This is a genomic window from Streptomyces alkaliterrae (assembly GCF_007097205.2).
In the GTDB taxonomy this organism is placed as follows: Bacteria; Actinomycetota; Actinomycetes; order Streptomycetales; family Streptomycetaceae; genus Streptomyces; species Streptomyces alkaliterrae.
Map to the genome: position 1 here is coordinate 1 of NZ_VJYK02000168.1, position 12,264 is coordinate 12,264.

Annotated in this window: 9 protein-coding genes and 1 pseudogene; 5 read left to right on the forward strand and 5 right to left on the reverse strand. The window is 71.2% G+C overall.

Annotated elements, in window-relative coordinates; genetic code table 11:
* From FNX44_RS28585 to FNX44_RS16395, 4 genes are all read right to left on the reverse strand, one after another.
* A partial coding sequence (locus tag FNX44_RS28585; RefSeq protein ID WP_143649003.1) for a hypothetical protein occupies positions 1-1,245 on the reverse strand: 1,245 nt, incomplete at its 3' end.
* Between the two features lie 74 nt (positions 1,246-1,319).
* Positions 1,320-3,545: a hypothetical protein gene (locus tag FNX44_RS16385; RefSeq protein ID WP_143649004.1), complete on the reverse strand. Its 2,226-nt coding sequence runs from the start codon at positions 3,543-3,545 to the stop codon at positions 1,320-1,322.
* On the reverse strand, positions 3,542-4,450 hold the full coding sequence (locus tag FNX44_RS29715) for a hypothetical protein (RefSeq protein ID WP_323369391.1): 909 nt from the start codon (positions 4,448-4,450) through the stop codon (positions 3,542-3,544). The genes FNX44_RS16385 and FNX44_RS29715 overlap by 4 nt, the downstream gene beginning before the upstream one ends.
* Before the next feature lie 169 nt (positions 4,451-4,619).
* Positions 4,620-5,330, reverse strand: coding sequence for a Crp/Fnr family transcriptional regulator (locus FNX44_RS16395; RefSeq protein WP_143649005.1), 711 nt, complete (start codon positions 5,328-5,330; stop codon positions 4,620-4,622).
* Positions 5,331-5,583: 253 nt separating this feature from the next.
* Here FNX44_RS16395 and FNX44_RS16400 point away from each other — a divergent pair, with 253 nt between their 5' ends.
* From FNX44_RS16400 to tuf, 5 genes are all read left to right on the forward strand, one after another.
* Positions 5,584-6,180, forward strand: coding sequence for a DUF1707 and DUF4190 domain-containing protein (locus tag FNX44_RS16400; protein WP_323369392.1), 597 nt, complete (start codon positions 5,584-5,586; stop codon positions 6,178-6,180).
* Positions 6,181-6,557: 377 nt separating this feature from the next.
* Complete coding sequence (gene rpsL / locus FNX44_RS16405; RefSeq protein WP_143649006.1) at positions 6,558-6,929, forward strand: 30S ribosomal protein S12; 372 nt, start codon at positions 6,558-6,560, stop codon at positions 6,927-6,929.
* Between the two features lie 2 nt (positions 6,930-6,931).
* Positions 6,932-7,402 (forward strand): 30S ribosomal protein S7, encoded by a 471-nt coding sequence (gene rpsG, locus FNX44_RS16410; RefSeq protein WP_143649007.1) that lies wholly within the window; start codon positions 6,932-6,934, stop codon positions 7,400-7,402.
* A gap of 39 nt (positions 7,403-7,441) precedes the next feature.
* Positions 7,442-9,565, forward strand: a complete 2,124-nt coding sequence (gene fusA, locus FNX44_RS16415) for an elongation factor G (RefSeq protein WP_143649008.1) — start codon at positions 7,442-7,444, stop codon at positions 9,563-9,565.
* A 225-nt stretch (positions 9,566-9,790) separates the two neighbouring features.
* Positions 9,791-10,984: an elongation factor Tu gene (tuf, locus tag FNX44_RS16420; protein WP_143649009.1), complete on the forward strand. Its 1,194-nt coding sequence runs from the start codon at positions 9,791-9,793 to the stop codon at positions 10,982-10,984.
* A gap of 282 nt (positions 10,985-11,266) precedes the next feature.
* Here the strand turns inward: tuf and FNX44_RS28065 are convergent.
* Positions 11,267-12,264: pseudogene (locus tag FNX44_RS28065) on the reverse strand (hypothetical protein); the annotation flags it as partial.

Below are 12,264 nucleotides of genomic sequence, written 5' to 3' on the forward strand. Positions count from 1 at the left end.
CTGGTAGGGCGTGGGTGCATGCGGGGGCGCGTACGGTCCCGTGGGCGCCCCCTGGTACTGCGGCGGCGGGTAGGGCCCGCCGGGGCCCGGCGCGGGCCCGGGGGCGGCGTACGGCGTGACGGGCGGCCCGCCGGGGACCTGCGGCGGCACGCCCGGCGCGCCCTGCGCGCCGGCGGGATACGGCTGCGCGGGTGCGGCCCCCGGGATCTGCGGCGGGGCGCCCGGCGCGCCCGGCGCGCCGTGCGCGCCGGGGAGTTGTTGGGCGAGGAAGCCGCGGACGACCTCGATGGCCGTCTCGTGCACACCCGCCAGGTGGTGCAGCTCGGTGTGCTCGCTGGTGAGCACCTGCGTGACGACGCCGAGCTGCGACTGGATGAGCCGGAGCTGGTCCTCGCGCAGGCTCTGCATCACCAGCCGGGAGTCCTCCGGGTGCTGCGCGAGGTGCATCGCCCAGGCGGCGACCCCGCCCTGCGAGAGGTGGTACTGGTAGAACTCGATCTTCTTCGCCTCCAGCGCCTGCTGCTCCAGCTGGTGCTGGCCGCTGAGCATGGCCTGGGCGTGCTGCTGCCGGAGCTGCTGCTGGACGCGTTCGTCGACGACGGCGTCGTACCGGATGCCCTCCTGCGTGGACAGGACGGCCTCGGCGGCCACGTGCCCGATCGCCTGGAGGTTCTTCTGGTGGTCGATGCTGGCCCGGTCGCGGCGCAGCCGCACGGTGTGGTCGACGCGCAGTCCGACCGTCTCGGCGAGCGGTCCCGAGGCGGTGAGCGCGTCGATGAGGGCGCGTTCGGCCTCGGCGCTGTTGTTGATGTCGAAGCCTCGGGTGACGGGCCGGGCGCGGCGCTGGATCTCGTCGAAGAGCAGCCCGGGCACGTTGCGGTGGCCGCTGGCGACGAACACCTCGGGGGTGACGACCTGCCAGGTCAGGTCGACGTCGGCGCCGAACTCGAAGGCGTCGTTGTCGCTGGGCAGGTCGAGCTCCGCGCGGACCCGGTGGACGCCTATGTCGACCTCGTAGACGGCGGTGTAGCCCCGGCCGGCGAGTTGCGGCCGCTGCGGCGGCATGTACGTCTCGTAGGTGCCGCTGGACGTGGCGTAGACGTGCGCGTTGTCGAACCGGGCGGGGTGCCGGTTGGTGAAGGTGTCGAAGCGGGTCAGCTTGCGTACGGTGAGGACCGGGTCGACCAGCTGGGAGTGCCGGTCGGCGGCCTGCTGCCACTCGGGGGAGTAGCGGAAGTTGGCCATGTGCTCTGGCGTCTTTCTGTGTGCGGGCCGACGGCGCGGCCCGGTGGTGCGTCGGCGGAGGTGGGGCGGTGCTGTCAGCGGGCGGGGGCGAACGAGAGGTGGGCCAGCAGTCGCGCGGCGGCCTGCCGGGGTCTGCCGTCCTCGTCGGGCGGCACGGTGCGCAGCCGGTGGGTGAGCCGGGCGTGGTCCGTCGCGTCCTCGACGAGCGCGGGCAGCAGGGCGGCGAGCGCCCACTCGGCCGTCGGGTCGTCCTCGGCGACGCGCAGCCAGTCGCCGAGGATGGCGAGCGCGGCGCGGGTGTGGCGGTGGTCGCGGAGCGCGGCGCGCCACATGACGGCGATGCCGTGGCGTTCCTCGGCGTCGGCGGCGGAGTCCCGGGCGGCGGCCTGGCCGTAGCGGTCGAGGAGTTCCGGGCGGCCGTGCGGGGAGCCGGTGTCGCCGGGTTCGCCGTCGCTCCAGCCGGCGGCGGCGAGGAACGCGCGGAGCGCGAAGTCCCGCGCGGAGCGTTCGCCGGTGACCGCGTCGAGGAGTTGGGCGAGCACCGGCGCGCGGGCGTCGGAGAGCAGCAGCAGCGCGGCCGACTCGGCGGCCTCCGCGAGGAGTTCCCGCTGGTCGTGGCTGTCCTCGCCGGCCGCCGCGTCGCGCAGCGCGCGCAGCGCCTCGGTGGGGCGCTCCTCGCCGAGCAGCGCGTACGCGCGGACGGCGGTCCAGCGCAGCGGGAACGGCTCGTCGGCTCCGCACCACGACCGCACGATGCGCGGGACGCCGGGCGCGCCCATCGCGTGTGCGAGGGCGAGCGTGTTCACGGCGACGATGCGGCGGTGCGGGCGCGGCGAGGTCGCCCAGTCGTGGACGAGCAGCGCCATCGCCGACGGCAGGTCCCTGGCGGTGAGCACGGCCGCGGCGGCGGCGGCCCGCGTGCGGACGAGCGGGCGGCCGTCGTCGGCGAGTTCCCGCAGCCAGCCGATGAGCCCGGGGCGGGCGGAGGGGTGGCCCGTCCACACCTCGCGGAGCAGCACGAGCGCCGCCCGGCGGTCCTCGAAGGCGGCGTTGAGCTGCGGCACCGGGCCCCACTCGGTGGGTTCCTCGGCGGTGTACGTGCGGGCGCGGGCGAGCTTGACGCGGCTGCCGACGGACGTGCCGAAGACCGGCACGCGGGGCGGCTCCAACGGGTCCTCGGTGCGTTGCAGCAGCGCGTACAGCAGGTCGCCGAGCTCGGCGGTGAGCGCGTAGGGGGCCTCGTCGAAGACCGCGAGGGCGACGAGGAACGCCTTGTCCCGCAGATGCAGCTCCGGGTCGTCGAACCACTCCTGCACCTGGCGTTCGACGGTGGCGCGGGAGAAGTCGGCCAGCGCCTCCTCGCCCTCCTCGCCCCGCACGTGCCGGGCGGCTAGCTCGGCGAAGGCGGCGACCTCCCGGGGCTGCGGGGCGTGGTGGAGGAACGCCTCCACGGCCGGGTGCCGGACCAGCCGCCCGGCGGCGGTCTCGTCGGTGAGGTGGCGCAGGTGCGCGTGGAGGACGTGCCGGGCCGGCGGCGGGTACCAGCGGGCGATGGTCACGTGTTCCAGCCGGGGCTCCGGGCCGGTGATCACCACGAGGTGGCCGTCGTGTTCGACCAGCGCCTCCCTGGCCGCCATCAGCTGGGCCTCGCGCAGCTCGCCGGTCCGCTGGTGGTCGAGTTCGCCGAGCAGATAGCCGCAGGAGGCGTCGAGCCGGGCGGCCAGCTCGCCCGGCGGGGTGTCGCGGTCCAGGGCTCGGACGGTCTCGACGCCCAGGCGGTGGAGCAGGACCAGGGCGGCGCTGCGGCGCCCGGAGTGGCGGGGCCCGGCGAGGACGAGCAGCCGCTCGGACCGCAGCCGTTCGACGAGCCGGTCGAGCACACCGCCGTCCGCGGTGTCGCCGGGCTGGACGTCGCTGAAGCACGCGGCCAGCTCGTCCAACGTGTCGGCGGGTATCTCGCCGGAGGCCGCGCCTGTCCGGCCGGTGCCGAGCTGGTAGACGGTCTGGCCGACGATGACGTCGCCCTCGACCCGACCGCCGGTGAGAGTGTGCTGGTCGCCTCCGACGACGTCGCCGTCGAAGCGCGCCGACTGGCCGAAGGTGAAGGACGGCCGGTGGCGTAACAGGTCCTGGCGGGCCCGCCAGGCGCTCTGTGCCTGTTCCGGTTCGTCGGCGGCGGAGCGTTCGCCGCCGTCGCCGTCGTCCGGAGCGGTGTTCTCCGGGCGCTGCTCCGGCTCGCCGTCCTCGCTTGCCGGAGGGGCGGCCCGACCGGCCGCTTCCTCGGGATCGGTGGAACTCATGCCTCTTCCTCGTCCTGGTGGTGCGGGTTCTGCCGGTGCTGCGGGCTCTCACGCCGTGCCGGGGGTTCGGCGCGCGGTGCGCGGCGGCGGCCGCCGCCGATGTACACGTCGCCCTTGACGACGGCCCCCTCCTGCGTCCGCTTGTCGCCGGTGAAGACGTCGCCGCCGAAGCTGGGATTTCCGTGGAACGTGAATCCCCCGCCGCGCCCGCTCGCCGGAGCGCCTGCCGCGGGCGCGGCGCCCGCCTGGGCGCTACCGGCCGGAGCGGCGCCCTCCGGCGTACCGCCCGGCGGTGCCTCGGCGGCCGGGCCGCGCGCGTTCCCCTGCGACGCGCGCGGCCCGGGGCCGTGCAGCCAGGCCCGCAGCCGGCCGTTCTTGCTGTCCGGTGTGACGGCGGTGAACTCCTCCGGCGGGATGCCGGGGTAGCCGTGCCGGACGATGCCCTCGTACACGCCCGTCGACACGCACAGCGCGAAGTCGTCGGTCCGCTCCCGCAGGGCGGCCCGCAGTTCGGCGCCGTCCAGCAGCCGGGCGGCGTGGTTGAGGTCGGAGCCGACCCAGCCGTCGAGTTCGTCGACCGCGACGTAGCCGGTGGCGAGCACGGCGCGCAGCCGGATCTGGGCGCTGCTGGACGCCATCCGGTTGACCGCGCGCAGCAGCACCGGCGTCTCGGTCAGCAGCGCCCGCAGCAGCGCGGGCAGGGAGGCGTCGGCGTCGAGGAGTTCGATGAGCCCGTCGCCCCGGTCGGCGCGCCGGTGGGCGGTCTCCTCGACACCGGCGGCGGCGAGCGTGCGGTCGGCGACGTCGTAGAGCATGCGCCGCAGGTAGGCCTGCTCGACGTCGTCGCGGTCGCTGTAGCGCTCGATGTCGAAGAGCAGCATGACGCGGCTGACGGGATCGCTCATGGTCGATGGCCCTCTCGGATGGGTTGCGTGGACGGGTGGCGCGGATGGGCGGCGCGGGTGGTGGCGCGGCCGGTGTGTCGAGGGTGCCGCCGGCGCGGCCGGTCGTGTGAGGGGAAACCGCCCCCACCGAACGGGTAGGAATACCCGGACCGTCGGCGGGGAAGGGCGGTCAGGGCCGGTTGGCGGCGCAGATCTTCCGCAGCACGTTGGGGCGGAGCAGGACGGTGGAGCGCCGGCCGGTGGCGACGACGCCCTCGCGGCGCAGTTCGGTGAGGAACTTCTTCACGGACTCGCTCGACGCGCCCACCGAGCCGGCCAGTTCCTCCTGGCTGAGCGGCACGGTCAGTTCGATGCCGCGTTCGGTGCGGTGGCCGTGGGAGCGGGCGAGTTCCAGCAGCAGGGCGGCCAGCCGCTCCTTGACGTCGAGCGAGGCGTACTCCAGGCGGCGCCGGTCGGCGGCCCGGGTGCGGTCGCTGACCAGCGACAGCAGGCGCAGGGCGGCCTGCGGGCGGGCGGTGAGGAAGTCGCGGAAGCGGGCGTGGTCGACCGCGACCGCGTGGACCGGCTCCAGGGCCACCACGCTCGCCGAGCGGGGGCGGCCGGTCAGGGCGGCGGACTCGCCGATGACGTCGCCGGGGCCGCGTAACGCGAGCAGCGCCACGTAGCCGCTGGCCGCGCGGGCCGTCACCTTCGTCCAGCCGCCGAGCAGCAGGAGGATGTGCGCGGACGGCTCGGCCTGGTGGATGAGGTGGTCCCTGGCCTGGTAGCGCAGTTCCCGGCCGAGGCCCAGCAGCGCTATTCGGTCCTCGCGTTCGAGGCGCGCCAGGAAGGGGACCTGGTCGTCGAGACCGGTCTCCTCGGCGCTTGACACTCCGGACATGCTGACTTCCCCCGAGTTCCCGGAGGAGGCCACGGGTGTCCTGTTGACGCCGGGCCGCCGCCGTGCGCTCGATCTTCGTGCGCACAATGTAGTGGAGCGAACACCCGTTGGACATGCGGAAGGCGTGACGGACCGTTTCTGGAGGCTCCGCGGGGCGCGTGCCGGGTGCCGCGCGCCGTCCGCCGCCGTCGTGTGTTGCGATTTTGTCCCCCTGTGAGGGGGAACTCACCGCGCGCCCCGAGCGTCGGGGATGATGGGGGAAGAATCGGCCGAGGGCGGGGAGGTGCTGGGGATGTCGCTCAACTGGCAGGGCGGTCAGGGCCAGCCCGGACACAATCCGATGATGCGTGCTTCGGACGCCGACCGGGAGCGCGCCGCCGACGTGCTCAAGGCCGGTTACGCGGAGGGCCGGCTGAGCAAGGACGAGTACGACCAGCGGCTCCAGCGGGTGCACAGCGCGGCCACCTACGCCGAGATCCAGCCGCTGATCGTCGATCTGCCGCAGGGGCCGGTGCCGATGTCCGGGCCGCAGCCGGCGCCGGTGCTGCCCGTGACGTTCCAGGGGCATCCGCGGCCGCTCGCGCCGGTGACGCCGTACTGGGCCGCGCCGCCGCCGGTCTCCAACAACGGCAGCGCGGTGGGCGCGCTGATCTGCGGGGTGCTGGCGCCGATGACGTGGGGTGTCACGGCCGTGCCCGCCGTCATCCTCGGCCACAAGGCGAAGTCCGAGATCAAGCGGACCGGTGAGCGCGGTGAGGGTTACGCCACAGCCGGGCTGGTCATCGGCTACCTCGCGATCGCCTTCTGGGGTCTGCTCATCGTGTTCGGTCTCGGCCTGGCGGCCGCGTAGGCCTGCCGCGACTCCCGCTGTCTCCGTCTTTCGGGCGGGTTTGGCGGCAGTGCGGCCCGGGCAGGTTGCCGGGTGGTCCGAGTGAGCGGGCGGGGGCGCCGGTGCCGCCGGACCGCTTCGCCGTGCCTCGTCGCGCCCGTTCTCTTTTGACCCCGGCGTGTGCGGTAGGTACGCTCTGACCTTGTGCCTGGGGTGTCCCCTGCGCTCTTCCCGCGCTCAGCGCCGGGGAGCGGACGGGAGACACCGGATCTGCACGCTCTCCCCATGGTGGAGCCCCGCCCCGGCGGGTTGTGCGGTCTACGACACACCCGACCGCGTGGGTCGGAGGTGACTCAGGTTAGTTTTACCGAGACTGGCACACAGAAACCGGAGAGACTGTGCCTACGATCCAGCAGCTGGTCCGTAAGGGCCGGCAGGACAAGGTCGAGAAGAACAAGACACCCGCGCTTGACGGTTCCCCGCAGCGCCGTGGTGTCTGCACGCGTGTCTTCACCACCACCCCGAAGAAGCCGAACTCGGCGCTCCGCAAGGTCGCCCGTGTGAAGCTCAGCAGTGGCATCGAGGTCACCGCGTACATTCCGGGTGAGGGCCACAACCTGCAGGAGCACTCCATCGTGCTCGTGCGCGGCGGCCGTGTGAAGGACCTGCCGGGTGTTCGCTACAAGATCATCCGTGGTTCCCTCGACACCCAGGGCGTCAAGAACCGCAAGCAGGCTCGCAGCCGCTACGGCGCCAAGAAGGAGAAGTAAGAATGCCTCGTAAGGGCCCTGCCCCGAAGCGCCCGGTCATCATCGACCCGGTCTACGGCTCTCCTCTGGTGACGTCCCTCATCAACAAGGTGCTCCTGCACGGCAAGCGCTCCACCGCCGAGCGCATCGTGTACGGCGCCATGGAGGGTCTGCGGGAGAAGACCGGCAACGACCCGGTCATCACCCTCAAGCGCGCGCTCGAGAACGTGAAGCCGACCCTCGAGGTCCGCTCGCGGCGTGTCGGTGGCGCCACCTACCAGGTGCCGGTCGAGGTCCGCCCCGGCCGCTCCTCCACTCTCGCGCTGCGCTGGATCGTGGGCTACTCCCGCGCCCGCCGTGAGAAGACCATGACCGAGCGTCTGATGAACGAGCTGCTCGACGCCTCCAACGGCCTCGGCGCTGCTGTGAAGAAGCGCGAGGACACCCACAAGATGGCCGAGTCCAACAAGGCCTTCGCGCACTACCGCTGGTAGTCGCTACCCACATCGAGACCGAGAGAAGACTGAAGCCTTATGGCTACCACTTCACTTGACCTGGCCAAGGTCCGCAACATCGGGATCATGGCCCACATCGACGCGGGCAAGACGACCACCACCGAGCGGATCCTGTACTACACCGGCGTCAGCTACAAGATCGGTGAGGTCCACGACGGCGCCGCCACGATGGACTGGATGGCGCAGGAGCAGGAACGCGGCATCACCATCACCTCGGCCGCGACCACGTGTCACTGGCCGCTGGACAACGTCGACCACACCATCAACATCATCGACACCCCGGGTCACGTCGACTTCACGGTCGAGGTGGAGCGCTCCCTGCGCGTGCTCGACGGTGCCGTGACGGTGTTCGACGGTGTCGCCGGTGTGGAGCCGCAGTCCGAGACGGTGTGGCGTCAGGCGGACCGCTACGGCGTTCCGCGTATCTGCTTCGTCAACAAGCTCGACCGCACCGGCGCCGAGTTCCACCGCTGCGTCGACATGATCGTCAACCGCCTCAACGCCCAGCCGCTGGTCATGCAGCTGCCGATCGGCGCCGAGGCGGACTTCCAGGGCGTCGTCGACCTCGTCCAGATGAAGGCGCTCGTCTGGTCCGCCGAGACCAAGCTCGGCGAGGCCTACGACGTCGTCGACATCCCCGACACCCACACGGAGGCCGCCGCCGAGTGGCGCGGCAAGCTCCTTGAGGCCGTCGCGGAGAACGACGACGAGATGATGGAGCTGTACCTGGAGGGCCAGGAGCCCAGCCAGGAGCAGCTGATGGCGGCCATCCGCCGCGTCACCCTCGCCTCCACCGGCGCGGAGGGCACCACCACGGTGACCCCGGTGTTCTGCGGTACCGCGTTCAAGAACAAGGGCGTGCAGCCCCTGCTCGACGCGGTCGTGCGGTACCTGCCGTCGCCGCTGGACGTCGAAGCTGTTGAGGGCCACGCCGTCAACAACTCCGAAGAGGTCATCACGCGCAAGCCGGCGGACGAAGAGCCGCTGTCCGCGCTCGCCTTCAAGATCATGAGCGACCCCCACCTGGGCAAGCTCACCTTCGTCCGGGTGTACTCCGGCCGCCTCGAGTCGGGCACCCAGGTGCTCAACTCGGTCAAGGGCCGCAAGGAGCGCATCGGCAAGATCTACCGCATGCACGCGAACAAGCGTGAGGAGATCGAGTCGGTGGGCGCCGGCGACATCATCGCCGTGATGGGTCTCAAGCAGACCACCACCGGTGAGACGCTCTGCGACCCGGCGAAGCCGGTCATCCTGGAGTCCATGGAGTTCCCGGCTCCGGTGATCGAGGTCGCCATCGAGCCGAAGACCAAGGGCGACCAGGAGAAGCTGGGCGTCGCGATCCAGCGGCTGGCCGAGGAGGACCCGTCCTTCCAGGTCAAGACCGACGAGGAGACCGGCCAGACCATCATCGCCGGTATGGGCGAGCTGCACCTCGACGTGCTGGTCGACCGTATGAAGCGCGAGTTCAAGGTCGAGGCCAACGTCGGTAAGCCGCAGGTGGCCTACCGCGAGACCCTCCGCAAGCCGGTCGAGAAGCTCGACTACACCCACAAGAAGCAGACCGGTGGCTCCGGTCAGTTCGCGAAGGTGCAGATCTCGATCGAGCCGCTGGAAGGCGACGGCTACGAGTTCGTCAACAAGGTCACCGGTGGCCGCATCCCCCGGGAGTACATCCCCTCGGTGGACGCCGGCTGCCAGGAGGCCATGGAGTTCGGCGTCCTCGCCGGCTACCCGCTCACCGGCGTCCGCGTGACGCTGCTGGACGGCGCCTACCACGAGGTCGACTCCTCCGAGATGGCGTTCAAGATCGCCGGTTCGATCGCCTTCAAGGAGGCCGCCCGCAAGGCCAGCCCGGCCCTGCTGGAGCCGATGATGAAGGTCGAGGTCACCACGCCCGAGGACTACATGGGCGACGTGATCGGTGACATCAACTCCCGCCGTGGACAGGTTCAGTCCATGGAGGACCGGGGAGGTGCCAAGCTCGTCACGGGCCTGGTCCCGCTCTCCGAGATGTTCGGCTACGTGGGTGACCTGCGCTCCAAGACCTCCGGTCGCGCAAGCTACTCGATGCAGTTCGACTCCTACGCCGAGGTTCCCAAGAACGTCAGCGAGGAGATCGTGGCGAAGGCCAAGGGTGAGTGACCTCGGCTAGCAGCCGTCGTCACAGCCTTTAGGCTGTAGCAAAGGCAATCGGGGCAACCGGGCGGGACGCCTTCCGCGTCCCGCCCGGGAACCCCGGCCGCCAGCCCTTTCAGAGCGAACGGGTCAAGGGCATCCCCCTCGGGGTCCTGGCCGGTTCGGTAAGACCACCTGAACCCTTCCGCAAAGAGCGGAGGGCGTACAGCACCAGTCCACAGGAGGACCCCAGTGGCGAAGGCGAAGTTCGAGCGGACTAAGCCGCACGTCAACATCGGCACCATCGGTCACATCGACCACGGTAAGACCACCCTTACGGCGGCCATTACCAAGGTGCTGCACGACGCCTACCCCGACCTGAACGAGGCCTCGGCCTTCGACCAGATCGACAAGGCTCCCGAAGAGCGCCAGCGCGGTATCACCATCTCCATCGCGCACGTCGAGTACCAGACGGAGTCCCGGCACTACGCCCACGTCGACTGCCCGGGTCACGCGGACTACATCAAGAACATGATCACCGGTGCCGCCCAGATGGACGGCGCCATCCTCGTGGTCGCCGCCACCGACGGCCCGATGCCGCAGACCAAGGAGCACGTGCTCCTGGCCCGCCAGGTCGGCGTTCCGTACATCGTCGTCGCCCTGAACAAGGCCGACATGGTGGACGACGAGGAGATCATGGAGCTCGTCGAGCTCGAGGTCCGTGAGCTGCTCACCGAGTACGAGTTCCCGGGCGACGACGTTCCGGTCGTCAAGGTGTCCGCTCTGAAGGCCCTCGAGGGCGACAAGGAGTGGGGCAACAGCGTCCTCGAGCTGATGAAGGCCGTCGACGAGTCGATCCCGCAGCCGGAGCGCGAGGTCGACAAGCCGTTCCTCATGCCGATCGAGGACGTCTTCACGATCACCGGTCGCGGCACCGTCGTCACCGGCCGTATCGAGCGCGGCATCCTCAAGGTGAACGAGGAAGTCGAGATCATCGGCATCAAGGAAGAGAAGACCAAGACCACGGTTACCGGCATCGAGATGTTCCGGAAGCTGCTGGACGAGGGCCAGGCCGGTGAGAACGTCGGTCTGCTTCTCCGCGGTATCAAGCGCGAGGACGTCGAGCGCGGCCAGGTCATCATCAAGCCGGGCACGGTCACCCCGCACACCGAGTTCGAGGCCCAGGCCTACATCCTGTCGAAGGACGAGGGTGGTCGCCACACCCCGTTCTTCAACAACTACCGCCCGCAGTTCTACTTCCGTACCACGGACGTGACCGGCGTCGTGACCCTCCCCGAGGGCACCGAGATGGTCATGCCGGGCGACAACACCACCATGTCCGTCCAGCTGATCCAGCCGGTCGCCATGGAGGAGGGCCTGAAGTTCGCCATCCGTGAGGGTGGTCGGACCGTGGGCGCCGGCCAGGTCGTCAAGATCACCAAGTGATCTTCGGCCCGTAGGGCTGTACCGCGATACGGCAAGGGCCCGTACGACGTCTCACGTCGTACGGGCCCTTCCGCGTTTTGCGCGGTTCCGCGGTCAGCCGGTCCGGGCCACGATGAGCAGCAGCGCACCGCGCAGCCCGAGCCGCCGCACGTCCTCCTCCGTCAGCAGCAACGCGGGAGCGTCGCCCCGAAGTCCACGCAACGCGGACGTTGGTTCCGGAGGGGAGGAGCCCCAGCGGACGGGCGCCGAACCGAGCGCCGGCGCCCGTCCGTCAGGGCCGTGTCACGCCGTCGGCGTGCCCTGACCGAAGAGGCGTCGCTCGTCGCGCAGGGTGAAGGGAGTGGTGCGCAGGTCCACGACGCTGATGCCGAAGATCCTCAACTGCAGCATCAGTTCGGTCTTCAGGTCGTACCCGGCCGTCAGCTCCCAGGCGGGCTCTCCGTCCGACGCCGCGCTCGCGCGACCCCGGAGCTGCACGGAAAGGTCGCCGCCGACTCCGGCCGCGTCGTACAGGGAGACCTTGGCCCTGGCGCCGATGACGGCCTGGGCGGTGGCCGACCCTTCGACGCGCGGCTGGTCGCCCTCGGTGCGCTGCTCGGCGTGGCGGACGGGCTGCCAGCCCTGGGCACGGTCGTAGCGGGCGCCGATGTCGAACGAGCCCGTCGTGCGCTGGTCGGCATCCAGGACGATGCGCCCGTCGGCCGTGAAGCGGTATACGAAGACGACCTCGGTGTTGACGACGACGGGCACCGGACCCACCCAGAAGGTGTGCCGGCCGGTGACCGCCGCGAGCGGCCGGGTGATCTCTCCGGAGTCCACGGCCCGGCTCACCTTGCCGTGGACCTGCCAGTCGTATCCGTACGAGCCGCCCAGCCCGACGGCCGCCCGCTCGGGCAGGACGGACAGACCGCGCCGCTTCTCGTACTGGAAGAACACCTCCGGGGTGAACCGCACCTCACCCGCCAGCCGCGCGGGTGAGCGGTCGGTGGCCTCGATGCCTGCGGGCAGCGGCACGTCCAGGGCGAGGCGGAGCGTGGTGAGCGGTGTCGCGCCCTCACGCGGCAGGCCGGGCGCCGTGGTCTGCGGCGGCGCGGAGGAGGGGGACGAGGCCTCCGCGGGCGTGTTGAGCGTGGGTGACGGCGACGCGGACGGCGCGGGAGAGGTCGTGCCGGTGTCCGTGTCCGTACCGGTGCCTGTGCCCGTGCCCGTACCGGCGTCCGTGTCCGTGTCCGTGTCCGTCGGAACGGAAGAGGACGGGGCGTCCGTCGGCGGAGCGGGGG

Bases quoted from the DNA above. Each gene is read 5' to 3' on its own strand.
- FNX44_RS16385 (WP_143649004.1), bottom strand. From the start codon at position 3,545: ATGAGTTCCACCGATCCCGAGGAAGCGGCCGGTCGGGCCGCCCCTCCG.
- FNX44_RS29715 (WP_323369391.1), bottom strand. From the start codon at position 4,450: ATGAGCGATCCCGTCAGCCGCGTCATGCTGCTCTTCGACATCGAGCGC.
- FNX44_RS16395 (WP_143649005.1), bottom strand. From the start codon at position 5,330: ATGTCCGGAGTGTCAAGCGCCGAGGAGACCGGTCTCGACGACCAGGTC.
- FNX44_RS16400 (WP_323369392.1), top strand. From the start codon at position 5,584: ATGGGGGAAGAATCGGCCGAGGGCGGGGAGGTGCTGGGGATGTCGCTC.
- rpsG (WP_143649007.1), top strand. From the start codon at position 6,932: ATGCCTCGTAAGGGCCCTGCCCCGAAGCGCCCGGTCATCATCGACCCG.
- fusA (WP_143649008.1), top strand. From the start codon at position 7,442: ATGGCTACCACTTCACTTGACCTGGCCAAGGTCCGCAACATCGGGATC.